Below are 24,407 nucleotides of genomic sequence, written 5' to 3'. Positions count from 1 at the left end.
TCAGCGCGGGGGCACCGCCACCCGGGCGGCGAGCGGGCGTCCGGCCAGCCGCCGGATCGTCAGGTACGCCTCGCAGCCGAGGCAGAGCCCGAACGCGGCGTTGAGGAAGGCGGCGGCCAGCGCCGCGCCGGTGGCGGCCAGGCCGAGCGCGGGCAGCCCGGCGAACCAGCCGGCCGCGCCGACGACGCTGAAGACCAGGCCGACGACCTGGGCGAAGCGCACCGGCGCGACCGGCTCCAGCTCCGCCGGCGGGTCCAGCCGGGGCGCCACCAGGGCGCGGAACAGCAGGCCGTACGGGCCGACGCGCGGGTTCAGGGCGGTGAGCGCGAACACGACGGCCTGGGCGAGCAGGAGCAGCCCGGAGCCGGTGACGAGGACGATCGCGAGGACGACTGTGGTGAGGACGGCGGCGAAGCGCGGTCCCCGGGAATCGAGCAGCATGGGGTGGGTCCGTTCGTGCGGGGGGCGGTCGGTCAGGCGGGACGCGCCGCCGCACAGAGGCTCGTGGCGAGCCGGCCGTGGTCCACCACCCGGCGGCGGGTCAGCCGTACGCCGGTCATCGCGCCGCCCCGGCCGTGAGCGCGGCGATCAGGTCGTCGCGGTCGGGCACGCCGGCGGCGCGGCGCACCACGCGGCCTGCGGCGTCCACCACCAGCACCGTCGGGGTACGCCACACGTCCAGTTCCCGGGCCGCGTCGAGGTGTTCGTCCACGCCCACCTCCAGCACCGCGATCCCGTCGAGGCGGGCGGCGACGTCGGCGAGCACCCGGCGGGCGGCCCGGCAGGGCGCGCAGACCGGGGCGGAGAACTGCACCAGCGTGACCTCGCCGGGGCGTACCCCGAGGGCAGTGAGGGTGGCCCGGTGCGGCGCGTCGGCGGCCGATGGGCGCTTCCGGACGGCGCGCAGCCGCCCGTCGTGGCGGCGGCGCCACCAGCCGAACGCGGTGGCGGCCGCGAGCACCGCGACGAGCACGACGATCCCGGTCGGGCTGGGCGACTGCACGGGCCCAGGCTGCCACGGCGGGTCGCGGAAGGCCATGGTCCGTCCCGGTCAGCGGACGTGAGATCGCCTACTCCGGCGGTAGGAGCAACCGGCTCACCGACCGGTGAACGTCGCTTTTGTCCTCTGGCGCACCGCGCGAGCTTGGCAATATTCTCCACCACGCGCGCAGTCGTTGCAGTTCCTTTACATCGCCCGGCGCCGGCCGGGCCATCGAGGAGGCGAGATGCACTTCGACCACCCCGAGCTGGACCGCCGTACGCTGCTGCGGGCCGGTCTCGGCGCCGCCGCGGTCGCGGTCGTCGGCAGTGAGCTCGCCCTGCCGGGCACCGCGCAGGCCGCGCCGGGCGCGGACCTCGACTGGATCATCAGCTGCGACGAATGGGCCGCCCGCCCGCCGGCCGACCCGCTGTCGGTGAGCGCGATCCCGACCAACAAGATCATCGTGCACCACATGGCGTTCCCGAACGTCACCGACTACTCCGAGGAGCACGCCAAGCAGCTCGCCCGTGACTGCCAGGACCTGCACATGGACGGCAACGGCTGGTCCGACACCGGGCAGCACTTCACTGTGAGCCGCGGCGGTCACGTCCTGGAGGGACGCCACGGCAGCCTGGACCGGCTGCGCGCCGGCGACCGGCAGATGATCGCCGCGCACTGCCCGGGCGAGAACGGGCGGGCCATCGGCATCGAGAACGAGGGCACCTACGTCACCGAGACGCCGCCGGAGGAGCTGCTCGACTCCCTCGCCCGGCTGTGCACAGCGATCTGCCGGCAGTACGGGCTGCACGCCCACGACATCTTCGGTCACTGGGACTTCCGCGCCACGCTCTGCCCGGGCGCGATGTTCTATCGGGAGTTCCCGGCACTGCGCCGCGCGGTGTTCAAGAAGCTCGGCACGAAGCTGGGCGACGTACCGGCCCGCCGCTGGCCGGACATCTGGCGTTTCGTCGGCGGCCCGGTGGTCCGGGTCGCGCAGTACCTGCTCACGTTCCGCGGCTACACCGTGCCGGTGACGGGCGTGTTCGACGCGGCCACGGTCGCGGCCGTGCAGGACTGGCAGGCGCGCAACGGCATCCCGGTCGACGTCGACGCCACGCTCACGGCGCCGACGTGGGAGACCCTGGCCCCGGAGCTGGACCAGAAGTCGTCGGGCGTCCCGGTGGTGGCCGCGCAGTTCATGCTCGCCTCCAAGGGCTACGCCGAGGTCACCCCGACCGGCGAGTACGACCACGCCACCCGCACTGCGGTGAAGGACCTCCAGCGCCTGCACGGACTACCGCCCAACGGCAAGATCAGCACCACTACCTGGTGCGCGCTCGTGGGGGGTGTGGTGCGCCAGTCGTTCCACAAGCACTGACGGCGCACCGGCGGGGAGAGCGGTGGGGGTGGCAACGGCGCCACCCCCACCGCGTCGTTGCGGGATGGAACGCGACGAAACGTCGGCATTGACGACTGGTGAACGACGGCTATCCCGGACGGCGGTGGTGCGCCGATCATTGCCCGCAGATAGATATGAGTCATTCTCACCTCCGGGCAGAACGCCCGGGCGCGGAGGCCGAGACGCCGTCAGCCGGGCGTACCGAACGGCCCTACTCCGCGTCCCCCGGAGGATCGCCATGCCATTACCCGCCATCCGTGCCCGCTTCGCGGCGCTCACCGCCGCCGCCCTCACCGCGAGCGTCCTGACGGTCATCGCGCCGTCACCGGCGCTCGCCGCCACCACGTTCACCCCCGACGACTACTGCCTCGGCCAGTGCGCCGACATCCTGCCCCCCGGGCAGAACGGCAACGCCACACTCGCCGGCATCCTGGCCCACCAGGCGCTCGGCACCCGCCCGGCGCACTCCAGCGACCAGCTCGACGAGTACGCCAACCTGGTCTACAACTACGCCGGGCTGACCGACGAGCAGATCGCCCACTTCTACAACGACGCCTCGTTCGGCGTCCCCGACGCCCAGGTCGAGAGCAGGATCTCGCCGCGCTCGGACGTCACCATCGTGCGGGACAAGGCCACCGGCGTCCCGCACGTCACCGGCACCACCCGCGCCGGCACCATGTTCGGCGCCGGGTACGCCGGCGCCCAGGACCGGCTCTGGGTGATGGACCTGCTGCGGCACGTCGGCCGCGGCAACGTCAGCTCGTTCGCCGGCGGCGCCCCCGGCAACCGGGAGCTGGAGCAGAGCGTCTGGGCCAACTCGCCCTACACCGAGGCGGACCTCCAGGCCCAGGTCGACGCGCTGCGCCTCAAGGGCACCCGGGGCCAGCAGCTCTACACCGACGTCGTCGACTACATCGCCGGCATCAACGCCTACATCGACAAGTCGATCGCCGACGACAACTACCCCGGCGAGTACGTGCTCACCGGCGCCGGGAAGCCGAAGCACTTCACCATGACCGACCTGATCGCCACCGCCGGTGTCATCGGCGGGCTGTTCGGCGGGGGCGGCGGCAGCGAGATGCAGTCCGCGCTGGTCCGGGTGGCCGCCCGGGCCAAGTACGGCCCGACCGAGGGCGACCGGGTCTGGACGGCGTTCCGCTCGCAGAACGACCCGGAGACCGTGCTGACGCTGCACGACGGGCAGAGCTTCCCGTACGGCGCGACGCCGCCCGGCGCGACCAGCGCGGTGCTGCCGGACGCCGGGACGGTGATCGCCGAGCCGCTCGCGTACGACGCCACCGGCGGAGCCGCCGCCCGCACCGGCAGCAGCGCCGCCACCAAGGACCTGGTCGGTGGCCTGTCCAACCTGCGGGCGCACGGCATGTCCAACGCGGTAGTGGTCTCCGGCCGGCACACCACCACCGGCAACCCGGTGGCCGTGTTCGGCCCGCAGACCGGCTACTTCGCGCCGCAACTGCTCATGCTCCAGGAACTCCAGGGGCCGGGCATCAGCGCACGCGGCGCGGCGTTCGCCGGGCTGAACCTCTACGTGCTGCTCGGCCGCGGCCAGGACTACGCGTGGAGCGCCACCTCCGCCTCCCAGGACCTGACCGACACGTACGCCGTGCCGCTGTGCACCACCGACGGCAGCGCGCCGACACTGCGCTCCAACCGCTACCTCTACCGCGGCCAGTGCCTCGCCATGGAGGTGCTGGAGAAGCGCAACTCCTGGTCGCCGACGCTCGCCGACTCCACCCCGGCCGGCGCGTACACGCTGCGCTCGCTGCGCACCAAGTACGGGCTGGTGGCCTACCGGGGGCTGGTGAACGGGCAGCCCACCGCGTTCACCAAGCTGCGCTCCACCTACCGGCACGAGGCCGACTCGGCGATCGGCTTCCAGGCGTACAACGACCCGGCGGCGATGGGCAGCGCGGCGGCGTTCCAGGCGTCCGCGGCCAGCGTCGGGTACGCGTTCAACTGGTTCTACGTCAACTCGACCGAGGCGGCGTACTACAACTCCGGCTCCAACCCGGTCCGCCCGTCCGGGCTCGACCCGAACCTGCCCGCGAAGGCGGAGCCGGCGTACGAGTGGGCCGGCTGGAACCCGGACACCAACGACGCCACGTACGCCCCGGCGTCGGCCCACCCGCAGTCGGTCAACCAGGACTACTACGTCAGCTGGAACAACAAGCAGGCGCGTGACTTCGGCGCGGCCGACGGCAACTTCAGCTACGGCGCGGTGCACCGGGGTCAGCTGCTCGACGGGCCGGTGAAGGCGGCCATCGCCCAGCGCAAGGTCGGCCGCGCCGACATCGTGCGGATCACCGCCGAGGCGGCGGTGACCGACCTGCGCGGCCAGCAGGTCCTCGGCGAACTGCTGCGGGTGCTCGACAGCACGCCGGTCACCGACCCGGCGCTGGCCGCCGCGGTGACCAAGCTGCGGGCCTGGCAACAGGCCGGTTCGCGGCGGGTGGAGACGTCACCCGGCTCGAAGGTCTACCAGCACGCCGAGGCCATCCGGATCTTCGACGCCTGGTGGCCGCTGCTCGCCTCGGCGCAGTTCCGTCCCGGGCTCGGTCCCGACCTGTACGGCGCGCTCGTCGGCGCCCTCCAGGTCAACGAGGCCCCCTCGGGCGGCCAGAACGGCGCCCGCGACGGCACCGTGAACTGGGCGGCGCAGGGCCAGGCCCACAAGGGCTCGGCGTTCCAGTACGGCTGGTGGGGCTACGTCGACAAGGACCTGCGGGCCGTGCTCGGCGACCCGGTGGCCGGCGGCCTCGGGCGCACGTACTGCGGCAACGGCAACCTGGGCGCGTGCCGGCAGTCGCTGCTGGACACGCTCGGTCAGGCCGCGGCGGCGCCGGCGACCACCGTCTACCCGGGCGACTCGTCCTGCGGGGCGGGCGACCAGTGGTGCGCGGACTCGATCGCCCAGTCCGGGCTCGGCGGCATCACCCACCCGCTGATCGCCTGGCAGAACCGGCCCACGTACCAGCAGGTCGTCTCGTTCCCGGCGCGCCGGGGCGACGCGGTGACCAACCTGGCGCAGGGCCGTACCGCCACCGCGTCCAGCACGCAGTTCCTGACCAGCAACACCCCGGCGAAGGCGGTGGACGGCAGTCTCGGCACCCGGTGGGCCAGCAGCTACAACGACAACCAGTGGCTGCGGGTGGATCTCGGATCGGCCCGGACGATCAGCCGGGCGGTGCTGCGGTGGGAGGCCGCGTACGCCACCGGTTACCGGATCGAGGTCTCCGGTGACGGCAACTCCTGGCAGCCGGTGTTCAGCACCACCGCCGGCAACGGCGGCGTCGACAACGTGACGTTCGCCCCGGTCAGCGCACGCTACGTGCGGATGTACGGCGTCACGCGGGCCACCTCGTACGGCTTCTCGCTCTACGAGTTCGAGGTCTACGGACGGTGACCGCACGCGACCGGCCGGCGGGTGCTCCCGCCGGCCGGTCGTCATGTCCAGGCAGGTCAACGCCGTCGATTCGAACACGTGTGCGAAGATGGCGGGGTGTCGAGCGAGGCCACCATCCTGCACGCCGACCTGGACGCGTTCTACGCCTCGGTCGAGCAGCGCGACGACCCCCGGCTGCGCGGCCGGCCGGTGATCGTCGGCGGCGGCGTGGTGCTCGCGTGCAGCTACGAGGCCAAGGCCCGGGGCGTGCGCAGCGCGATGGGCGGCCGGCAGGCGCGGCGGCTCTGCCCGGACGCGATCGTGGTGCCGCCCCGGATGGCCGCGTACACGGCCGCCAGCCGGGCGGTGTTCGAAAATCTTCCGGCACACCACCCCGCTCGTCGAAGGGCTCAGCATCGACGAGGCGTTCCTCGACGTGGGTGGGCTGCGGCGGCTCTCCGGAACGCCGGCCGCCGTCGCGGCCACGCTGCGGGAACGGGTACGCCGCGAGGTCGGCCTGCCGATCACCGTCGGCGTGGCCCGGACGAAGTTCCTGGCGAAGGTGGCCAGCGGCGTGGCGAAGCCGGACGGGCTGCTGGTGGTCGAGCCGGACCGGGAACTGGCGTTCCTGCACCCGCTGCCTGTCGAACGGCTGTGGGGCGTCGGCCCGGTCACCGCCGCGCGGCTGCGCGACCGCGGCATCCGTACCGTCGGGCAGGTGGCCCGGCTGGACGAGCCGGCGCTGGTGTCGCTGCTCGGCGCGGGCGCCGGACGGCACCTGCACGCCCTGGCGCACAACCGCGACCCCCGGGCGGTGCAGGTGGGCCGCCGTCGCTCCTCGATGGGCGCGCAGCACGCGCTGGGACGCGGCCCGCACTCCCCCGCCGACCTGGACGCGGTGCTGGCCGGGCTGGTCGACCGGGTCACCGGGCGGATGCGCGCGGCCCGGCGCACCGGCCGCACGGTGACGTTGCGGCTGCGCTTCGCCGACTACACGCGGGCCACCCGGTCGCACACCATCGACGAGCCGACCGCGCAGACCGGGCCGTTGCGGGCCGCCGCCCGTGACCTGCTGCGCGCCGCGCTGCCGCAGATCGCGGAACGGGGCGTCACGCTTCTCGGCGTGTCGGTGGGCAACCTGGGCAGCGGGCACGCCCAGCTCACCCTGCCGTTCACCGCCGAACCCGGTCCGGCGCTGGACGCCGCCGTCGATGCGGTGCGGGACCGCTTCGGCTCACGGGCGCTGACCCGCGGCGTGCTGCTCGGCCGCGACCCGGGCGTCGAGATGCCCCGGCTGCCGGACTGACCGCCCGGCCTCCTCCCGGAGTAGGAGACGGGCTCCGACCCGTGGCCGCGGGTGCGGCCTCCGGGCGGGCGCGACCGGCCCGGCCCGTCACGAGCATCTACAGGCATGACTACCCTGCGGAACCGGGCGGCCGGATGGCACCGCCCCCTGATGCTCCTCGTGTCCGCGATGGCGGTGCTCACCGTCGTCGCCGCGGTCGGCGTCGTGGCCGACCCGCGCGTGCTCACCGGCGCGCCCATCTGGCTCAAGCCGCTGAAGTTCGCGATCTCGTTCGTGCTCTACGGCGTCACGCTCGCCTGGATGCTGTCCCTGCTGCCCCGCCGCAGCCGGGCGGCCGAGCGGGCCGCCACCGTGATCGTGGCCATGTCCGTGCTGGAGATGGTCGTCATCGTGGGTCAGGTGCTCCGGGGCACCACCAGTCACTTCAACGGCACCACGACGCTGAACGCGGTGCTGTTCGACGTCATGGGCGTGGCGATCACCGTGTTGTTCGCGGCCCAGTTCGTGCTGGCGGTCGTGCTGGCCCGCCGGTCCCTTCCGGACCGGGCCGGCGGGTACGCGGTCCGGCTCGGTCTCGCCGTGTCCCTGCTCGGCATGCTCGTCGCGTTCCCGATGGTGGTGCAGCGCCCGGCCGGCGCGGCCGCCGGGATCAGCGGCGCGCACAGCGTCGGTGTGCCCGACGGCGGCCCGGGGCTGCCGCTGCTCGGCTGGAGCACCACCGGCGGTGACCTGCGCGTCGGGCACTTCGTCGGGATGCACGCGTTGCAGGCGCTGCCGCTGCTGGCGATCCTGCTCGACCGGTTCCTCGGCGCGCGGCTGGACGAGCTGACCCGGGCCCGGCTGGTGCTCGTCGGCGGTGCCGCGTACGCCGGGCTCACCCTGCTGGTGACCGGGCAGGCGTTGCGCGGCCAGCCGCTGGTGGCCCCGGACGCGCTCACGCTCGCCGCGGCGGGGGTGCTGGTGGCGGCCACGGCGACGGCCACCACGCTGGTGCTGGCCCGCCGGAGCCGGCGTACCGGTGTGGTGCTGGTCGGATGAGCACCACGGTCTCCGGCCCGCTCGGCCCGGCAGTCCACCTCGGACCGCCGGGCGGGTGGCGGCGGCCGGTGAACGCGGTGGCCTCCGGCCGCACCGGTTGCCTAGGCTGACGCGGTGGGCTGGGTCGGTCGGCTGTTCGACGCGCGGGACACGTTCGCGCGGGTCCTGCTGCTGGACCTCAGCGGCATCGGCTATCTGGTGTTCGGCGCGCACGGCGGGCCGGCCGCCACCGGTACGCAGTGGGCGCTGGCGGTCCCGGCGTTCGTGCTGGCGCTGCTGTGCCACCGCCGTCCGCTGCTGAACCTGCTGATCCAGGCGGTCCTGCTGGTCGCCGCGCTCGTCCTGGTCGACGACGTGATGATCAACCAGGTCGGTGCGAGCTGGGCGCTGCTGGAGCTGACGATGCGGGCCACCCGGCCCCGCACCGTCTGGCTGGGCGCCGGGCTGCTCGCCGTCGTCGACCTGACCAGCCTGATCGGCGAACCGGTCCGCGCGGCGCTCACCGGCCTGTTCGGGCTGGCCGTCACCGTCGGCCTGCCGCTGCTGCTCGGGCTGGTCGTGCGGACCACCCGGGAACTCGGGCGGCAGGCCGAGGAGCGGGCCGAGGCGGAACGGCGACGGCGCGAGTCGGAGAGCCGGGCGGCCCGTGCCGACGAGCGCGGCGCCATCGCCCGGGAACTGCACGACGTGCTCGCGCACCACGTCGCGTCGATGGTGCTACGGGTCGGCGTGGCCCGGCACGTGCTGCCGGACCTGGACCCCCGGGTCGGCGAGGTGTTCGACGACGTGCACGCCACCGGCACGGCCGCCCTGACCGACCTGCGGCGGCTGGTGGCGGTGCTGCGCGACCCGGACGGCCTCCGCGGCGACGCCGCCCTGACCGCGATCGAGCCGACGGCGCTGCCGGCCGCGCTCGGCGCGGCGGTCGACCGGGCCCGGCAGGCAGGCGTCGTGGTGGAGGCCGACATCGACCCCGCGGTCGGCACGCTCGACGCGGTACGCGGCCAGGCGGTGCTGCGACTGACCCAGGAGGCGTTGACGAACGTGGCGAAACACGCCGGCGCGGCGGCCCGCGCACACCTGACCGTGTCGGTCGAGGACGGCGCGGTGCACTGGACGGTGACCGACGACGGGCGGGGCGCCGCGCCGGCCGGGGTGCCCACCGGCGGCGGCCACGGCATCGTCGGGATGCGGGAGCGGGTCGAGGTGCTCGGCGGGCGGCTGGAGGCCGGGCCCACCGGGTCCGGCTGGCGGGTCCGGACCGTGCTGCCCCCGGCCGAGTCCGCCCACCGGGCGCCCCGGCCCCGGGCGGGCACGCCGGAGCCGGCGTGATCCGGGTGCTGCTGGTCGACGACCAGCACCTCATCCGGGCCGGCCTGCGGATGCTCTGCGACGCTCAGCCCGACCTCGAGGTCGTCGGCGAGGCCGACAACGGCCGGGACGCGGTCGCCCTCGCGGCGCGGCTGCGACCCGACGTGGTGGTGATGGACCTGCGGATGCCCGGCGTCGACGGGATCACCGCGACCAGCCGGATCCTCGCCGACCGGCCCGCCACCCGGATCATGGTGCTCACCACGTTCGGCGACGACGACCACCTCTACCCCGCGCTCACCGCCGGTGCCTGCGGGTTCCTGCTCAAGGACGCGCCCCCGGCCGACCTGCTCGACGGCGTCCGCCGCGCCGCCGCCGGGGACAGCCCGTTCAGCCCGGACGTCCTGCGCCGGCTGGTCGAACGCGCGGTGCACGCCCGCGCCGGCGCGCCCCGGCGGACGGCCGACCTGACCGCGCGCGAGCAGGACGTGCTGGACCTGGTCGCCGACGGGCTGTCGAACACCGAGATCGCCGACCGGCTGCACATCGGGGTGACCACGGTGAAGACGCACATCACCAGCCTGATGACCAAGACCGGCAGCGCCAACCGGGTACGCCTGGCACTGTGGGCGCGCGGCGGCTGACCCGGTCACTCCTCGATCGCGCCGCCCACCGCCCGCAGGTGCGCCCGGAACGTCAGCGCCGGGTCCGCCTCCCGGGCCGCCAGGTACGCGCCGAACCCGACCTGCGCGCGCAGCGACTCCCCGGCCCGGATCCGGTCGGCCTGCCGCCGCTCGGTGTCCCGGATGGACTCGGCCAGGTCGAACAGTTCCCCGGCCCGATCGGCGGGTACGAACAGCACACCGTCGTCGTCGGCCAGCGCCAGATCCTGCGGGCCGACGGTGAACGGCCCGACCATGGCGTGCGCCAGCGCCCCGTCCGGACGCGGGTCCAGCTCCAGGGGCCCGCTCGGGGTGGCGCCGAGGCTGAACACCGGCAGCCCGACCGCGACCAGGTCCGCGGTGTCCCGGTGCGCGCCCCACACCACCAGCCCGGCCAGGCCGGCCGCCCGCGCCTCCAGCACCACCAGGTCGCCGACGCAGGCCCGGTCGGTGCGCCCGCCGTCGTCGACGACGAGCACGTCCCCCTCGGCGGCCTGCTCGATCGCCTCCAGGAAGACGTCCACGCTGCCGGCGTGCCGGGCCGGGCGGACCCGGCCGGCCAGGCGCCGCCCGGGCAGCACCGGGACGACGGCGGCCGGGGCGCAGCGGACGGGGACACCGGCGCGCAGGCAGGCGTCGGCGACGTGCGCGGTGGTGAGCGCGGCGAAGCGGGCGGCCGGTGCGTCCTGACGGATGTCCATGCGCCGACGCTAACCAGCCGGACCGGCTCGGGCAGGTGCCAGTTCACGCCCGGTGGCCTTCGGCTGGTGCCGTCCGGCGGGCCGGCGCGGGACCGGCCGGCTCATCCGGGCCCGGACCGGCGGGCGCGCCTCCGCCTCCCCCGCCCCGGCGGCCCGGCGCACTGTGCCGTTGGCGTCCTCGGGCCGGCAGCCGGTGGCCCGCAGCAGCTCGCTCTGCCCGGTCCGCAGGTCGCTGATCATCGCCTCGCCGTAGGTGCGCACGCCCTGCGACCAGGCGCGCCCGGCCAGCTCGGCGCCCTGCCGGACCAGCTCCCGGGTGCGTTCCAGATCCTCTCCGGACTTGCAGGCCCGCTTCAGCTCCCGCACCGCCTCGCCGAGGCGGGCCACCGCGTCGGGCAGCGCGGGCGGGATCGGCTCGTCGTACTGCAACGCGGTGGCGGAGCGGCGGGCGATCGAGCGGGCGTACAGGAGCAGCCGTTCGAGGTGCTGGGTCGCGTCGGCGTACCTGTGGAACTGGGCGCGGCGGTGCCAGCGGGCCGGCGCGATGGTGACCACCTCCTCGGCCCCGCTGAGCGCGTCGTTGAGCCGCCCGATGTCCGGTTCGAGCCCGCGCAGGTCCTCCAGGGCGCGCTGGGCCGCGTCGGCGTCCCGCCGGGTCAGCGCGTGGGCGACGGCGTCGAGCTGCTCGGTGAGCCGGGCGACCACCGGTTCCACCGCCCGGTCCAGCACGCGGATCGGGTTGACCGGCAGCAGCAGCGCCACCACGAACAGACCGACCAGGCCGCCGACCAGCGCGTCGAAGATGCGGGGCAGTTCCAGGCCGGGCTGCACCGGCGCGAGCGTGGCGATCAGCACCGCCGTGCCGCCGGCCTGGCCGACGAGCGCGCCGCCGCGCCCGGCCACCAGCAGGGCGGTGGCGATGGCGAGCGTGACCACCAGGCCGGTCTGCCAGGAACCGCTGCCGAGCAGCGCGCGCAGCAGGTCACCGACCACGATGCCGAGGCCGACGCCGACGAGCAGCTCGAACGTGCGACGGGCGCGCTGGCCGATGGCGGTGGCGATGGTGCCGACCGCGGCGGCGGGAGCGAAGACGTGCGCGCCGGAGCCGAGCAGCTCCTGGGCGAGCAGCGCGGCGAGCGCCGCGGCCAGCCCGGCCTGCGCGGAGATCACCACGGTGATCTCCAGCTGGCGCAGCCGGTTCCGGCCGGCCGCGCCGCCCTGGGCGCGGGCCCGGGAGAGCGCGAGACCGCCCCGCTCGACCGCCCGGTCCAGGGGCGAGCGGACGGTGTCGGCGCGGCGGTCGGTCATGACGGCGGTTACCCGGCTCCGGGCCGGTGAATCGTCTGCCGCGCTCCCGCGCGCCGTGGGCGGGTCAGCGGCGGTACGTGCGGTCGAGCAGGTCGAACAGCGCCGTCCAGTGCCGCTGCGTGGCCTGCTCGTCGTACATCGGGGTGTCCGACTGGGTGTAGCCGTGGCGGGCGCCGGCGTACACCTCGGAGCGGTAGGTCACCCCGGACGCGTCCAGCGTCTTCTCCAGCGTGGCGATCTGCTCGGCGGTCATCGACGGGTCGGCGTCGGCGTGCCCGAAGTAGAGTTCGCCGGTCACCGCGCCGACGGCCAGGTGCGGGCTGTCCGGGGCGTCGGTGACCACCCGGCCGGCGTGGAACGCGGCCACCGCGGCGATCCGGTCCGGGAGTGCCTCGACGGCACGCAGCGCGTTCGTGCCGCCCATGCAGTAGCCGGTGATCGCCGCCGGACCCGGCGCGACGTCCGGACGGGCGGCGAGGAAGTCCAGGTAGGCGGCCGTGTCGCGGGCCACCGCGTCCGGCGTCAACGCGGCCATCATCGGCCCGATGCTCTCGAACAGGGCGCCCCGGCGGCTGTCGTCGGCGAGCGCGCCGAGGTCGATCAGCGGGGCGCGCCCGGCGCGGTGGAACAGATTGGGGGCGAGCACCACGTACCCGCGCTCGGCGATCGTGGCGGCCATCTCCGCGACCCGGGGCCGCAGCCCGAACGCGTCCATGAACAGCAGCACGGCCGGGAAGGGCCCGCCGGTCCCCGGCGTGGCCAGGTAGGCGTCGGCGGTTCCGTCGGGGGTGGGCACGTCCACGGTCGTCGGCTGCACTGCCGGGCCTCCTCGCTGCGGGTTCCGCGCTGCACGCTACCCCCCGGCCCGGCGGCCGTTTGCGGAGGTCCAGCGTGGGAATCCGGCGATCCCGGCGGAGGAAGGCGGCGAGATGGACCAGGACCAGTTCATCGGCGCGGTGGCCCAGCGGTGCGGCGCGTCCGCGGAGCAGGCCACCGCGATCACCCGGGCGACGTTGACCACGCTGGCCGAGCGCATCGACGGCGGGGAGGCCCGCGACCTCGCCGACCGGCTGCCGGAGGCGCTGCGGGCGTACGCGTTCGGCCCGGCCGAGGACGCCGAGCCGTTCGGGCTCGACGTGTTCGTGGAGCGGGTGAGCGGACGCGCCGACGTGGACGTGGACGCCGCCCGGGACGGGGTCACGGCGGTCTTCGACGTACTGCGCGACGCCGTCGACCCGGCCGTCTACGCCCAGGTCGTCGGGCAGCTCCCGGCCGAGTACGGCGACGTGGCCGACCAGAGCGCCCCGTACGTACGGCGCTCGGCGTGACGGGCACGCGATGAGCGAGGACGCGCTGCGCCGCCCGCCCGCGGCCGACGCGCAGGAGCAGCGGCAGGACGAGACGCTCGTCGGGCCGCCCGACACGGTCGACGCGGCGGTGCCCGAGGCGAGCGAGGCGGACCTGGCCGAGCAGGGCGTGCTGCGCCCGCCGAGCGACCGGGCCGGCCTGGGCGAGTCGGTGCGCGACGACCTCACCGCCGCCGACGCGGTGGAGCAGAACACGGAGATCCCGCTGCCCGACGAGGAGCACTGGGCCTGACGGTCAGTGATCCGGGCTGTCCGCCCGGGCCATCAGCCGCAACGCGTTCGGGTCCAGGCCGATGCGGACCGGCGTCTGCCCGTACGGCTCGCCGTCGACCTCGATGCGGGCCGGCCGGTCGGTGTCCAGCCACAGCTGGCGTACCGCCAGGAACGGCTCGTCGCCGAGGGTGCGGCGGTGGCCGGCCGCCGCGTTGCGCGCCGTCTCGCGCAGCAGCCCGCGCCGGGTCGGCCCACCCACCGGGTACGCGACCAGCAGCCGGTCGTCGGCGGTGGCGTCGGCGGTGATGGGCCGGCCGGCGTGGAAGCCGCCGTTGGCCACGTACACCTGGTGGGTGGTGAACGTGTGCTCGCGGCCCTCGGCGCGGACCGTCACGGCCAGCGGCCGGTGCCGGGCGAGCAGCCCCAGCCCGGTCAGCGGGTACGCGAGCCGCCCGACGACCCGCTTCAGCCCCGGCGGCGCGGCCTGCATGATGTCGGCGGACAGCCCGATCCCGACGTGGTTGGTGAACCGGGTGTCACCGATCAGGCCCAGGTCGACGTCGATCACCTTGCCGTCGGTGAGCACCGCGATCGCCGCGTCCAGGTCGAGCGGGACGCCGACGGTGCGGGCGAAGTTGTTAGTGGTGCCCAACGGCAGCAGGCCCATCGCGACGTCCCGGTGGGCGAGCAGCCGGGCCGCCGCGCCGACGGTGCCGTCGCCGCCGCCGGTGACCAGCAGGTCCGGCCCGAGGTCGGCGGCCTCGGCGAGTACCCGGTCCAGCTCGCCGGGCCGGTCCACCGGGTACGCGCCGAGCAGCGTGAAACCGGCCGCCCGCAGGCGTGCGTGGACGGTGTCGTACAGCCGGCGGCCGCGGCGGGAGTGGGCGTTGACCACGAGCGCCGCCCGCCGTCGTTCCCGGATCGCCGTCGACAGCTCCTGCTTGGTCCGCACGGTTGCGACCCTATCCGCCGCGGCGGCGACGGATCGGCGCACGGGTGGACGACATCGGTTATCGTCGCGACGGCCATGATCGTCGATCTTCGAGGGTGGATGTCCAGATGAGTCAGCCGGCAGCGCCGCAGGCGACAGCACCAGTGCCCCCGCCCACGCCGCCGTACCGGCCGTCGCGAGTCCTGATCGGGCTGGCGCTGACCGTTCCGGCGGTGATCGCCTGGGTCTGGTCGTACGTCCTGCCCACGCTGTCCACTGCGGCCCGCAGCTTCCAGGCGGACGGGCCGCGCCGCTCGGGCGAGTCGGTCGGCACGGCGAACTACGAGGCCGCCTTCACCGACGGGGTGGTCGGGCAGATCGGGTTCGCGGTGCTGCTCGGCCTGGCCCCGCTGGCGGTGGCGCTGCTCGCCGCGCCGCTGCTCGCGGTCCTCGCCGACCGGGCCGGCCGGGCCGCCCGCCTGGTGACACGGGGCGTGCTCGCGCTGCCGCTCGCCGCGTACGCGCCGGTCGCCGTGCTCCTCGGCCTGCGCGCCGAGGGCATCGAGGACGGCACCCTCGCCCGGGACCTGCAGTCCCCTCGGCTGTTCCTCACCTCGGCGCTGGCGCAGGTGACGTTCGGGCTGGTCGTCGCGGTGGCCGCGACGCTGTACCTGAGCGCGCTGCGCCGCCGCGAGCCCGGCGACCGGCCCGCGCCCGCCGTGCTCGCCGTCGGCGGGCTGCTCACCCTGGGCGTTCTCGCCACCGCCCTGCAGACCTACGCCGCCCCGGCGCTGCTGACCGCCGGCGGGCCGCGCGGGGACTCCGCCACCCCGGTGTTCGCCACCGTGCAGGGCGCCTTCCGGACGATGCGCTTCGGTCTCGGATCCGCCACGTCGACGCTGCTGCTGGTGCTGCTCGGGCTGCTCGGGCTGGCCGCGGCAGGGCTCGTCCTGGCCACCCGGCTGCGGATCGAGTTCGACGGCTGGCGGGACCGGCCGGCCGTCGGGGCGGCGGAGTCCTCCCCCGGCCGCCGGCCGCTGTTCGCCGCGCTGGTCGCGGTCGCGCTCCTGGTCGTCGTCGGCGTGACCGTCTGGGCATCGCTGCCGTGGCTGCGGAACTCCTCCTCCGGCACCGGGCGTCTACCGGCCGCGGTCGAGACCTCGACGGTGCTCGTCAACACCTGGCTGCCGCCGCTGCTGTCCACGCTCGTCGCGGTGGGCGTCGCGGCGCTCGCCGGGTTCGGCATCGGCGCGCTGCGCCCGCTGGGGCGCTTCAGCGAGCTGCTGCTGGTGCCGTTCGCGCCGTGGCTGTTCGTCGGCGTCGGCCCGCTGGCGATCGCCGGCTACGAGCGCACCCAGGAGTCCGGGCAGCTGGGCTCGTTCCTCGGCCTGGTCCCGCCGGTCTGGCTGTCGGTGCCCGCGCTGTTCGCGTTCACGCTGCTCTTCCGGGGCCAGCACGCCCGGTGGCGCTCCGGCGGCGGCGTCGGCCGTACGCTGCTCCTGCCGGCGCTGCCGATGCTGGCCGTGACCGCGCTGCCGACCTGGCTGGCGCACGCCCAGGCGCCACTGTGGGCGATGCTCGTGAGCCGGGGTCCGGACAGCATGACCGCGCCGGTGCTGGTGCAGATGCTCGCCGACCGCCGCTTCGGCGCCGACGGCGGGCCTCCGCTGGGCCTGGTCATGCCGCTTCCCCTGCTGGTGCTGTACGTGTTGCTGTTCGCCGCGCTCATGGTCGGCTACCTGGAGCGGCTCGCGATCCGCGTCGGGCGGCCGACCGACGTGCAGCCGACGCCCGCCGGGGCGGATCCGTCCGTCCGCAAGGTCACCGCGTAGGGAAACCCCCGATTACGGCCGGTGACGGCGCGCCTAGCGTCGGAGCCATGGCATCTGACGCGCTCACACCGGCCCGGACCGCCCGTACCCACCGCGCCCGCCTGGCGCTGCCCCTGCTGCTGCTCGCCCTGCTCGCGCCGGCCGGGTGCGACTCCGGCGACGGGATCGTCGACGGCGGGTCGGCCGACACGGCGGCGGGCGAGGACGGCGGCGGCGTGGACGCGGGCGCGGTCGACGGCGTCCGTCCGCCGTGCCCGTTCACCGCCGCCCAGGTCTCCGAGCTGGTCGACCGGAAGCTGCGCGACGAGGGCAACTGCTCGTTCGGCGACGGCATCGCCCAGCTGGCGGTCACCACCGCCTCCGCCACCGCCGGCAAGGCCACCTACGACTACCAGCACGACCAGGCCGGCCAGCAGTACGAGAAGGTCGTCGACCTGGACCGGGGCGAGCGGGGCTACCTCGCGGTGAAGGACGTCCGCGGCGAGGCGGTGCTGATCGACGGCAAGGGCACCTACACGGTGACCATCAGCAGCTTCGGCGGCGGCACCGCCGGCAACGAACAGATCCTGCGCCGCACGCTCGACGCGATCCCGGCCTGAGCGGGGCAGGCATGCGAACCCGCCGACTGATCGCGCTCGCGCTGGCCGCGATCCTGTTCACCGCGTCCGCCGGCTGCGGCGGCGACGAGCCGCCGGCCCCCGGCGGCGCCGCACCCGGGGCGGGCGCTCCGGTCGCGGAGCCGACCGGAGAGGCGCCGGCCGAGCCGAGCGCCGAACCGGTGGACGACGCCGCCCCGCAGGCGTGCGCGCTGGTGTCGAAGGCCGACGCGGAACGCCTCGCCGGCACGCCACTGGACGAACCGGTGGTGGCCGGGCAGTCGTGCACCTACACCGGACCGGTGAGCGGGCCGACCGCCCAGGTCGAGGTGTTCGTGGGCGAGGGCGCCAAGAAGTACCTCGACATCGAGCGGCAGCTCGGGCACGAGATCCGTGAGCTGGCCGGGACGGCTGACGAGGCGCTGCTCACCGCCGAGGCGTTCTTCCTGCGCAGGGGCGAGCTGTGGGTCGCGGTGCGGCTGGTGCGGCTCAACGACCCGCAGGAGAACCGGGCGCCGCTGGAACGGCTCGCCCGTACCGTCGCCGGCCGGATGTGAGGCGGCCCGTGCGCGGCCGGCGGCTGCTCGCGGCCGGCCTGGTGGTGCTGCTCGCGCTGACCGGCTGCGGCGCGTTCGGGCCGGAGCCGGGCCCGGCCGGCGCGGGCGACGGCGAGCAGCCCCGGTACGGGCAGGCCCCGGCGCCGGGGAAGGACGTCACGCTGCAACCGGACGTGGTGCTGGTCGGCGGCGGCAGCCGCACCGTGCGGTCGGTGAGCCCGGACGGCCTGACCTGGCGGCTCGACCCGGGCGCCCGCGACGCCGACCGGCTCGCGCCCGGCCGGGTCATGTTCCTCACCGGACGCGGCGTGGGTCGGGTGCTCGACCTGGCCGAGGACGGTGGCGACCTGGTCGTCACGATCGGCCCGGTCACGCTCACCGAGGTGATCCGGGACGGCACGTTCGGCGGGGACGACGTCATCCTCGACCGCCCTACCGTCTACGTGGCGGGTGAACCGTCGTGGACCCGGGAGACCGCGGCGGCCGGCGGCACGCTGGGCCGGTCGCGTCCGCTCGCCGTCGCGCCCGCGCAGCCGCCACCCGCGCCGGGCGGGCAGGCGGGCGCCACCGCCCACGGCTACCGGGTGCAGACGTTCTGCTGCGCCGGTGGCGTCGGCACGCACTTCACGTACGACGACGGCGGGCTCCGGCTGGCCGGCACCGTGACGCTCACCGTCGGCCGCCCGGCCGCGTCGTTCCACCTGGCCGTCGGCGCCGGCCGGGTGAACCGGGCCGAGCTGGAGATCGGCGGCGGCTTCGGCATCAAGGTGGACTTCACCGCCGGCATCGACGGCGGCCAGAACCACCGCCGCACGTTCCCGGTCCCGGTCGACATCGCGTTCCCGATCGGGCTGGTCGCCGGCCTGCCGCTGTCGTTCACCGTGAGCCAGACGCTGGAGGTGGCCACCGCGTTCGGCGCGCGCCGGGGCACGTTCCGCGGCGCCGGCGAGTACGCGCTGGCCGGCAAGCTCGGGTTCGGCTACGCCGACGGCCGGGTGGGCTCGCGCGTGACCGAGGGCTTCGCGCGCCGGGCCAGTCTGCTCGACTCGCTCACCGGCGTGCCGGTCGGCGTGATGGGCCTGGTCGTCCGGCACGGCGTGCGGTTCACCATGGGGATCAGCGCGTTCCTGTTCACCGCCGGGATCTGGTTCGAGCTGATCACCTCGTACGGCGCCACCATCGGTTCCGCGCTCGGCGCGCCGTACGCGCTGTGCCGGGGCGTCGGGCTCGGGGTGCGGGCGCGGTTCGGGATCGGCTACCGGATCCTGGAACCCGTCGTCCAGGTGATCAACAAGTTCCTCAGCCTGCTCAGCCCGTCCCGGGCGCCCCGGATACCGCCGATCGTGGCGTCGGGCGGGCCGAGCTGGAGCGCCGACGTCTACCGCAACCAGGAGGTGATCCCGCCCGTCTCGATATGCGGACAGCTTCCGGGCTAGGCCGCGCCGACGCTGGGTTAGCGGGCGCCGCTGTGCCACCATCCCGCCATGGACGCCGCACTGGTCGGCCGCGACGCGGTCGTCGAGCGGGTGTGGCGTGCCCTGACCTCCGGTACGCCGGTGCTGCTCGACGGCCCGAGCGGCATCGGCAAGACCGCGCTGTGGCGGGCAGTGGTCGCCCACGCCGGGCGGACCGGCTGGCGGGTGCTGTCCGCCGCGCCCACCGAGGCCGAGACCGCGCTGCCGTACGCGGCACTCGCCGACGTGCTCCGCCCGCTCGCGGACGCGCTGCCGGGGCTGCCCGCGCCGCAACGGGTCGCCGCCGACATGGTGCTGCTGACCGGCGAGTACGACGGCGCGGTGGACGAGCGGGCGGTGGGCGCGGCCACCCGTACGCTGCTCGACGCGGCGGTCACCGACGCGCCCCGGGTGCTGCTCGCCGTCGACGATCCGCAGTGGCTGGACCCGCCGAGCGCCCGGGCGCTGCGGTTCGCGCTGCGCCGGCTGACCCGGTGGCCCGCCGTCCTGGCCACCCACCGCGCCGGGGACAGCCCGCCGGTGCCGGTGCCGCTCGGGCTGGACGACGACCCGACCGGACGGCATCCGCTGCTGCGTGCCGACGTACCCCCGCTCTCCCCGCCCGACCTGCACCGCGTCCTCGCCGCCCGGCTCGGCGGCACGCTCAGCCGTCCGCTCACCGACCGGCTGGCCCGCGACGCCGACGGCAACCCGTTGCTCGCGATCGAACTCGCGCGGGCGGTGCTGCGGCTGCCCCGCCCGCCCGCGCACGACGAGGATCTACCCGTACCGTCGTCGCTGCGCCTGCTGCTCGCCGAGACGCTGCGGGCGCTGCCCGGCCCGAGCCGCGACGCGGTGCGGCTGGCCGCGCTGCTGACCGTGCCGACGCTGCGGGACCTGGCGGCGGCGGGAGTGCCGGCCGGGGCGCTGGACGCGGCCGAGGACGCCGGGCTGGTCGTGGTCACGGCGAGCCGGATCGACTTCGCGCACCCCCGGTACGCGGCGGCGGTGCGCGAGAGCATCCCGCCGGGCGCCCGGCGGCGGCTGCACGCGCTGCTCGCCGCCGCTGTCGCCGACCCGGACGAGCGGGCCCGGCACCTGTCCCGCTGCACTGTGGCGCCGGACGCCGCCGTCGCCGCCGACCTGGCCGCCGCGGCGGCCCGGCAGCGGATGCGCGGCGCGTCAGCGCTCGCCGCCGACTGGTACGCCCGGGCGGCCGAGCTGACCCCGCCGTCCGTGACCGCCGACCGGAACCGGCGTCGCCTCGACGCGGTGCAGTGCCGCATCGACAGCGGCGACTACGCGGCGGCCGGGCGGGCCGCCGAGGCGGCGGCCGGCGAGCTGACCGGCGCCGAGCGGGGCGAGGCGCTGCTGTTGCGCGCGCTCGTCGCGTGGTGCGCCGACGACCTGGTCACCGCCGTCCGGGTCGCCGAGCAGGCGCTCGCCGCCGCCGGGCCGGACGGCGACCTGGCCGGGCGGATCCACACCCACCTGACCATGTTCCACGACCAGCCGGAGCCGGCCCGCCGGCATGCGCGGGCCGCGATCGCCCGGCTGTCCGACCGCGACGAGCACCGCCCGCTGCTCACCGCCGCGCTGCTGCTGCTGTTCTTCCACGAGGTACGCGCCGGCGGCCCGGCGCCCACCGAGCTGCTGGACCGGGCACTGTCGCTGGAGGGCGGTGAGCCGTCCTTCCTGGCCGGTTCGGTGCCGGCGATCTGGTGGAAGTCGGTCGACGACCACGACCGGGCGCGGGCCCGGCTGCACGTGATGCTGGACCTGGCGGTGGCACGCGGCGACGACCCGCTGCGGCACGAGGTGCTGACCCACCTCGGCGAGACGGAACTGCTGGCGGGGCGCTTCGCCGAGGCCGGTACACACATCGCCGCCGCCCGCGACCTGGGTGAGCAGCTGGGCACCGGGCTGGTGGGCGAGAGCTGGCTGGCCGGTGTGCTCGACGCGCACCGGGGACGGCTGGCGCAGGCGGGCGCCGCCGCCGCCGGACTGCGCCGCGACGACGACCTCGGCGACGCCTGGAGCCGGCGGCTGCACCACCAGCTCACCGGGCTGGTGGCGCTGGCCTCCGGGGAGTGGGCCACCGCGGCGACGGCGTACGGCGCGCTCGCCGCCGACCTGGACGGGTCGGGCATCGCCGAACCGCTGGGTCAGCGCTTCGAGCCGGACTGGATCGAGGCGTGCGTGGGCGCCGGTGACCTGGACACCGCGCACGCCGCGCTGGACCGGCTGGCGCGGCGCCACAGCCGGCTGCCGCGCCCGTGGACCACGCTCGGGCTGGCCCGCAGCCGGGTGCTGCTGGCCGGGGCGACCGGGGCGGATCCGGGCGCGGCGCTGGACGCGCTGACGCAGGCCAGGGCGGCGGTGCCGGAGGCGGTGCTGCCGCTGGACCGGGCCCGCTGCCTGCTCGCCGCCGGCCGCACGTACCGGCGGGTGCGGCGGCGGCGGGAGGCGCGGGCGGCGCTCGACGCGGCGGTGGCCGAGTTCGACGCGCTCGGCGCGTCCGGGTTCGCCGACCGGGCGCGGGCGGAGCTGGGCCGCATCGGCGCCCGCACCCCGGCCCCGACGACGCTCACCGCGACCGAGGAGCGGGTCGCCCGGCTCGCCGCCCGAGGCCAGACCAACCGGCTCATCGCCGACGCGCTCTACATCAGCCCGAAGACTGTGGAGGCCAACCTGGCCCGGGTCTACCGCAAGCTGGGCATCGCCAGCCGCGCCGAGCTGGGCGCGGCGATGGGACGTCCGCCGGGCGACTGACCGTCAGGGCGCGGCGAGCGCGTCCAGGTGTGCGCCGAGCAGTTCCCGGGCGCGCCGGGGCGGCATCCGCTCGGGGTGCAGCAGCGCGTGCAGCGCGAGCCCGTCGAGCAGGGCGTGCAGCCCGGCGACCGCCTCGGGGTCGGCGGCCGGTTCCCCGGTGAGCAGGACGACCGCGAACTCGACGGCGCGGCGGATGCCCTCGTCGGCCTCGGTCATCCGGGCGCGCGCGGCCGGGTCGGTCCGGGTACGCGCGGCGAGCAGCAGCCACACCTCGGCCTCGCGGACGCGCTGACGGTCCAGCGGCAGCAGTTGTTCCAGGATCCGCTGGGCGACCTCGCGCGGGCTGCCGGTGCGGTCCCCGGTGGTGATCCGCTCGGCCGCCTCGGCCTGCACGTGCTCCATGGCGAACACGAGCAGCTCGGTCTGGGTGGCGAAGTAGTGCCGCAGCGCGCTCGGTGACCAGCCCGCCTCGGCCGCGATGCTGCGGACGGTGGCGGCGCCGACGCCGTCGCGGTAGACGACCCGCCACATCGCCCGTGCCAGTTCGGCACGGCGCGCGTCGTGGTCGACGATCTTGGGCACGGGCCCCTCCGGAACCTGGTCGACGAGCGCTGTTACGGTTATCGCACAGCGTACTAAAAAAGGAGGGCACATGCTCGTGGCAGTGATCGTCGGATGCGAGGTGGCGTTCTGGGTGGTGCTGCTCGCCGGCCTGATCGCCCGGTACCCGCTGCGACGGCCCCGCCTCGGCGCCGCCCTGCTGATCGCCGTGCCGGTGGTCGACCTCGTGCTGCTGGCAGCCACGATGATCGACCTGCGCCGGGGCGCGACCGCCACGTTCGCCCACGGCCTCGCCGCCGCGTACCTCGGGTTCTCGGTGGCGTTCGGGCACAGCATGGTGCGCTGGGCCGACCAGCGGTTCGCACACCGGTTCGCCGGCGGCCCTCCCCCGAGCCGGCCACCCCGGTACGGGATGGCGCGGGCCCGGCACGAGTGGCGGGAGTGGGGCAAGGGCATGATCGGCTGGGCGGTCGCCTGCGCCGTGCTGCTGGCCGGCATCGCCGTGGTGGGCGACAGCGAGCGCACCGCCGAGCTGTGGGCGTGGACCGGCCGGCTCAGCGTGGTGATGGCCGGCTGGCTGGTGTTCTGGCCGGTCGCGTACACCGTCTTCCCGAAGCGGGCGCCGCGCGACGCGTGAGGATCACCGACCGCGCCGGCGATCCGGCCTCAGAGCGGTCGATGCGCGTCGGTGACCCCCGGCCGTCCGGCGGCGGCCGGCTCACCGAGCCGATCGACGGCGATCGCGGCCAGCAAGAGCCCGGCCAGCGCCGCCAGCGCCAGCGGTGGCGGCAGCACCGTCCCGAGCGCGGCCAGCGGCAGTGCCGCCCCGGCGACGGCGAGCCGGGCCGGTCCGACCGGCTGCCCGGTCAGCCGGCGGAACAGCAGCCGCCCGGCCAGGTAGACGGCCGCGCCGCCGAACAGCGCCACCGCGGCGGAGCGGTCCAGCCGGGGCCCGGCCTCCGGGTCCGCGACGTGCTCCAGCACCTGTTCGATACCCAGCGCCAGGTAGATGACGCCGGCGACCAGCAGCAGATGGGTCTGGCTGTAGGCGTCCGCGGCGATCCGGTCCCGCTGCGCCGGCGACGCGGCGGCGAGCGCCCGGGCCGCCGCCGGGGACGTGCGGTGGAAGTACAGCCACCAGAGGCAGGCGGTCACCACGAAACCGACGAGCGCCACGGCGAGGACCGGCGGCTCGGTCACCGCCGAGGCCGCGCCCACCCCCGCGGCCACCACCGACTCCCCCAGCGAGATGATCAGTACCAGGCCGTACCGCTCGGCGAAGTGCGTCGGGCTGCGCAGCGGCCAGGCTCCCCGGCGGGCGTACGACAGCCGTTGACCGGCCACCTCGACGGCGAAGCCCAGCACCCACAGCACCGCGTGTGCGGCCCCGTCCAGCAGCGCGCCGAGCAGCAACGGCACCCAGCCCACGGCGCTGACGAGCGCGAAGAACCGGATCCGGGCGCGCAGCTCCGGGTCGTCCGCGGCGGCCCAGTGGAACAGCGTCAGGTGCACCACGCGCAGCACCACGTACGCCAGCACGACGATCAGCGGCCCGTCCAGCCCCGGACCCGGCGTCCACGCTTCCGGCATGGCGAGCGCGGCCAGGAACAACGCGGCCATCGCGATCAGGAACCCGCCGCGCACCACCCCGACGTCGGCGGGCGTGTGGTTGCCCAACCAGGCGTACGACAGCCACGCCACCCAGAGCAGCACGAGCAGGAGCATGCCCTGGGCCATCGTGGTCAGGGTCGGGTGCGGCTCGATCAGCGCCATGATCCGGGTGAGCGCGAAGACGAAGACCAGGTCGAAGAAGATCTCGAAGGGGGTGACCCGGCGCTGGTCCGGCCCCGGCCGGGGCGGGCGCAGCCGCCCTCGCACCCGTTCGCGTGCCACGTCCGCCGCCCTCCGCCGGTCCACCTCCTGCGCCGACGGTAGGCGGCCCCGGACGGGCGGTCGGGTGTTTCCCGCGATCACGCCCGGCGCGGTCTGCCGGACCGGTGCCCGCTGAGCGGCA

At 75.6% G+C, this 24,407-nt stretch carries 21 protein-coding genes and 1 pseudogene; 14 read left to right on the top strand and 8 right to left on the bottom strand.

Annotated features, from left to right (window positions below):
• The gene (locus tag BFV98_RS03705) at window positions 1–441 is read right to left on the bottom strand and encodes a DUF4395 domain-containing protein (protein ID WP_071094924.1); all 441 of its coding nucleotides are present in this window, start codon (window positions 439–441) and stop codon (window positions 1–3) included.
• A gap of 115 nt (window positions 442–556) precedes the next feature.
• Window positions 557–1,003 carry a thioredoxin family protein gene (locus BFV98_RS03700; protein ID WP_240638337.1) on the bottom strand — a complete coding sequence of 149 codons (447 nt, stop codon included), beginning with the start codon at window positions 1,001–1,003 and terminating at the stop codon, window positions 557–559.
• A gap of 223 nt (window positions 1,004–1,226) precedes the next feature.
• On the opposite strand from BFV98_RS03700, the gene BFV98_RS03695 reads away from it, so the two are divergent.
• The 6 genes and pseudogenes from BFV98_RS03695 (at window position 1,227) to BFV98_RS03670 (ending at window position 10,083) form a co-directional block, all read left to right on the top strand.
• A complete protein-coding gene (locus tag BFV98_RS03695; RefSeq protein ID WP_071094920.1) occupies window positions 1,227–2,360 on the top strand; it encodes an N-acetylmuramoyl-L-alanine amidase in 1,134 nt (377 codons plus the stop codon).
• Window positions 2,361–2,619: 259 nt separating this feature from the next.
• On the top strand, window positions 2,620–5,805 hold the full coding sequence (locus tag BFV98_RS03690) for a penicillin acylase family protein (RefSeq protein ID WP_071094919.1): 3,186 nt from the start codon (window positions 2,620–2,622) through the stop codon (window positions 5,803–5,805).
• 96 nt (window positions 5,806–5,901) lie between these two features.
• Window positions 5,902–7,090: pseudogene (dinB, locus tag BFV98_RS03685) on the top strand (DNA polymerase IV).
• A gap of 105 nt (window positions 7,091–7,195) precedes the next feature.
• Window positions 7,196–8,128 (top strand): hypothetical protein, encoded by a 933-nt coding sequence (locus BFV98_RS03680; RefSeq protein ID WP_047892476.1) that lies wholly within the window; start codon window positions 7,196–7,198, stop codon window positions 8,126–8,128.
• 114 nt (window positions 8,129–8,242) lie between these two features.
• A complete protein-coding gene (locus BFV98_RS03675; protein ID WP_071094917.1) occupies window positions 8,243–9,460 on the top strand; it encodes a sensor histidine kinase in 1,218 nt (405 codons plus the stop codon).
• The gene (locus tag BFV98_RS03670; RefSeq protein WP_013286463.1) at window positions 9,457–10,083 is read left to right on the top strand and encodes a response regulator transcription factor; all 627 of its coding nucleotides are present in this window, start codon (window positions 9,457–9,459) and stop codon (window positions 10,081–10,083) included. The genes BFV98_RS03675 and BFV98_RS03670 overlap by 4 nt, the downstream gene beginning before the upstream one ends.
• Before the next feature lie 5 nt (window positions 10,084–10,088).
• Here BFV98_RS03670 and BFV98_RS03665 read toward each other — a convergent pair whose 3' ends face one another.
• From BFV98_RS03665 to BFV98_RS03655, 3 genes are all read right to left on the bottom strand, one after another.
• Window positions 10,089–10,802: an RraA family protein gene (locus tag BFV98_RS03665; protein ID WP_030273205.1), complete on the bottom strand. Its 714-nt coding sequence runs from the start codon at window positions 10,800–10,802 to the stop codon at window positions 10,089–10,091.
• A gap of 9 nt (window positions 10,803–10,811) precedes the next feature.
• Complete coding sequence (locus BFV98_RS03660; protein WP_013286465.1) at window positions 10,812–12,110, bottom strand: aromatic acid exporter family protein; 1,299 nt, start codon at window positions 12,108–12,110, stop codon at window positions 10,812–10,814.
• Between the two features lie 64 nt (window positions 12,111–12,174).
• Window positions 12,175–12,927: a dienelactone hydrolase family protein gene (locus BFV98_RS03655; protein WP_013476689.1), complete on the bottom strand. Its 753-nt coding sequence runs from the start codon at window positions 12,925–12,927 to the stop codon at window positions 12,175–12,177.
• Window positions 12,928–13,039: 112 nt separating this feature from the next.
• Here BFV98_RS03655 and BFV98_RS03650 point away from each other — a divergent pair, with 112 nt between their 5' ends.
• Both BFV98_RS03650 and BFV98_RS03645 read left to right on the top strand, forming a co-directional pair.
• The gene (locus tag BFV98_RS03650) at window positions 13,040–13,438 is read left to right on the top strand and encodes a DUF2267 domain-containing protein (protein WP_013286467.1); all 399 of its coding nucleotides are present in this window, start codon (window positions 13,040–13,042) and stop codon (window positions 13,436–13,438) included.
• Between the two features lie 10 nt (window positions 13,439–13,448).
• Window positions 13,449–13,709 (top strand): hypothetical protein, encoded by a 261-nt coding sequence (locus tag BFV98_RS03645; RefSeq protein ID WP_071094915.1) that lies wholly within the window; start codon window positions 13,449–13,451, stop codon window positions 13,707–13,709.
• Between the two features lie 3 nt (window positions 13,710–13,712).
• On the opposite strand, the gene BFV98_RS03640 is transcribed toward BFV98_RS03645, so the two are convergent.
• A complete protein-coding gene (locus BFV98_RS03640) occupies window positions 13,713–14,642 on the bottom strand; it encodes a diacylglycerol kinase family protein (RefSeq protein ID WP_013286469.1) in 930 nt (309 codons plus the stop codon).
• A gap of 107 nt (window positions 14,643–14,749) precedes the next feature.
• Here BFV98_RS03640 and BFV98_RS03635 point away from each other — a divergent pair, with 107 nt between their 5' ends.
• From BFV98_RS03635 to BFV98_RS03615, 5 genes are read left to right on the top strand one after another with little or no spacing between them, the layout of a single operon-like run.
• Window positions 14,750–16,453: a sugar ABC transporter permease gene (locus BFV98_RS03635; protein WP_071094913.1), complete on the top strand. Its 1,704-nt coding sequence runs from the start codon at window positions 14,750–14,752 to the stop codon at window positions 16,451–16,453.
• Between the two features lie 47 nt (window positions 16,454–16,500).
• Window positions 16,501–17,052, top strand: coding sequence for a hypothetical protein (locus BFV98_RS03630; protein ID WP_013286471.1), 552 nt, complete (start codon window positions 16,501–16,503; stop codon window positions 17,050–17,052).
• An 11-nt stretch (window positions 17,053–17,063) separates the two neighbouring features.
• Window positions 17,064–17,606 (top strand): hypothetical protein, encoded by a 543-nt coding sequence (locus tag BFV98_RS03625; protein ID WP_071094911.1) that lies wholly within the window; start codon window positions 17,064–17,066, stop codon window positions 17,604–17,606.
• The gene (locus BFV98_RS03620) at window positions 17,603–19,042 is read left to right on the top strand and encodes a hypothetical protein (protein WP_255367988.1); all 1,440 of its coding nucleotides are present in this window, start codon (window positions 17,603–17,605) and stop codon (window positions 19,040–19,042) included. Before BFV98_RS03625 ends, BFV98_RS03620 begins: the two co-directional genes overlap by 4 nt.
• 48 nt (window positions 19,043–19,090) lie before the next feature.
• Window positions 19,091–21,832 carry an AAA family ATPase gene (locus tag BFV98_RS03615; protein ID WP_071094908.1) on the top strand — a complete coding sequence of 914 codons (2,742 nt, stop codon included), beginning with the start codon at window positions 19,091–19,093 and terminating at the stop codon, window positions 21,830–21,832.
• Window positions 21,833–21,835: 3 nt separating this feature from the next.
• Here BFV98_RS03615 and BFV98_RS03610 read toward each other — a convergent pair whose 3' ends face one another.
• Entirely contained in the window at window positions 21,836–22,414 is a 579-nt protein-coding gene (locus tag BFV98_RS03610) for a TetR/AcrR family transcriptional regulator (protein WP_013286475.1), read from the bottom strand.
• 70 nt (window positions 22,415–22,484) lie between these two features.
• Here BFV98_RS03610 and BFV98_RS03605 point away from each other — a divergent pair, with 70 nt between their 5' ends.
• Window positions 22,485–23,030: a hypothetical protein gene (locus BFV98_RS03605; protein ID WP_013286476.1), complete on the top strand. Its 546-nt coding sequence runs from the start codon at window positions 22,485–22,487 to the stop codon at window positions 23,028–23,030.
• A 29-nt stretch (window positions 23,031–23,059) separates the two neighbouring features.
• On the opposite strand, the gene BFV98_RS03600 is transcribed toward BFV98_RS03605, so the two are convergent.
• Window positions 23,060–24,286, bottom strand: coding sequence for a low temperature requirement protein A (locus BFV98_RS03600; RefSeq protein WP_013476680.1), 1,227 nt, complete (start codon window positions 24,284–24,286; stop codon window positions 23,060–23,062).
• Window positions 24,287–24,407 lie beyond the last annotated feature (121 nt).

Source organism: Micromonospora sp. WMMB235, assembly GCF_001855515.1.
GTDB lineage: Bacteria > Actinomycetota > Actinomycetes > Mycobacteriales > Micromonosporaceae > Micromonospora > Micromonospora aurantiaca.
The sequence above is the reverse complement of the archived record's forward strand: the minus strand, read 5'-3'. Positions and strand labels throughout refer to the sequence as shown.

What these genes read in the sequence shown, in the direction of transcription:
- BFV98_RS03650 (WP_013286467.1), top strand. Translation starts at nt 13,040, where the DNA reads ATGGACCAGGACCAGTTCATCGGCGCGGTGGCCCAGCGGTGCGGCGCG.
- BFV98_RS03695 (WP_071094920.1), top strand. Translation starts at nt 1,227, where the DNA reads ATGCACTTCGACCACCCCGAGCTGGACCGCCGTACGCTGCTGCGGGCC.
- BFV98_RS03615 (WP_071094908.1), top strand. Translation starts at nt 19,091, where the DNA reads ATGGACGCCGCACTGGTCGGCCGCGACGCGGTCGTCGAGCGGGTGTGG.
- BFV98_RS03660 (WP_013286465.1), bottom strand. Translation starts at nt 12,110, where the DNA reads ATGACCGACCGCCGCGCCGACACCGTCCGCTCGCCCCTGGACCGGGCG.
- BFV98_RS03690 (WP_071094919.1), top strand. Translation starts at nt 2,620, where the DNA reads ATGCCATTACCCGCCATCCGTGCCCGCTTCGCGGCGCTCACCGCCGCC.
- BFV98_RS03645 (WP_071094915.1), top strand. Translation starts at nt 13,449, where the DNA reads ATGAGCGAGGACGCGCTGCGCCGCCCGCCCGCGGCCGACGCGCAGGAG.
- BFV98_RS03605 (WP_013286476.1), top strand. Translation starts at nt 22,485, where the DNA reads ATGCTCGTGGCAGTGATCGTCGGATGCGAGGTGGCGTTCTGGGTGGTG.
- BFV98_RS03630 (WP_013286471.1), top strand. Translation starts at nt 16,501, where the DNA reads ATGGCATCTGACGCGCTCACACCGGCCCGGACCGCCCGTACCCACCGC.
- BFV98_RS03635 (WP_071094913.1), top strand. Translation starts at nt 14,750, where the DNA reads ATGAGTCAGCCGGCAGCGCCGCAGGCGACAGCACCAGTGCCCCCGCCC.
- BFV98_RS03665 (WP_030273205.1), bottom strand. Translation starts at nt 10,802, where the DNA reads ATGGACATCCGTCAGGACGCACCGGCCGCCCGCTTCGCCGCGCTCACC.
- BFV98_RS03680 (WP_047892476.1), top strand. Translation starts at nt 7,196, where the DNA reads ATGACTACCCTGCGGAACCGGGCGGCCGGATGGCACCGCCCCCTGATG.
- BFV98_RS03625 (WP_071094911.1), top strand. Translation starts at nt 17,064, where the DNA reads ATGCGAACCCGCCGACTGATCGCGCTCGCGCTGGCCGCGATCCTGTTC.
- BFV98_RS03705 (WP_071094924.1), bottom strand. Translation starts at nt 441, where the DNA reads ATGCTGCTCGATTCCCGGGGACCGCGCTTCGCCGCCGTCCTCACCACA.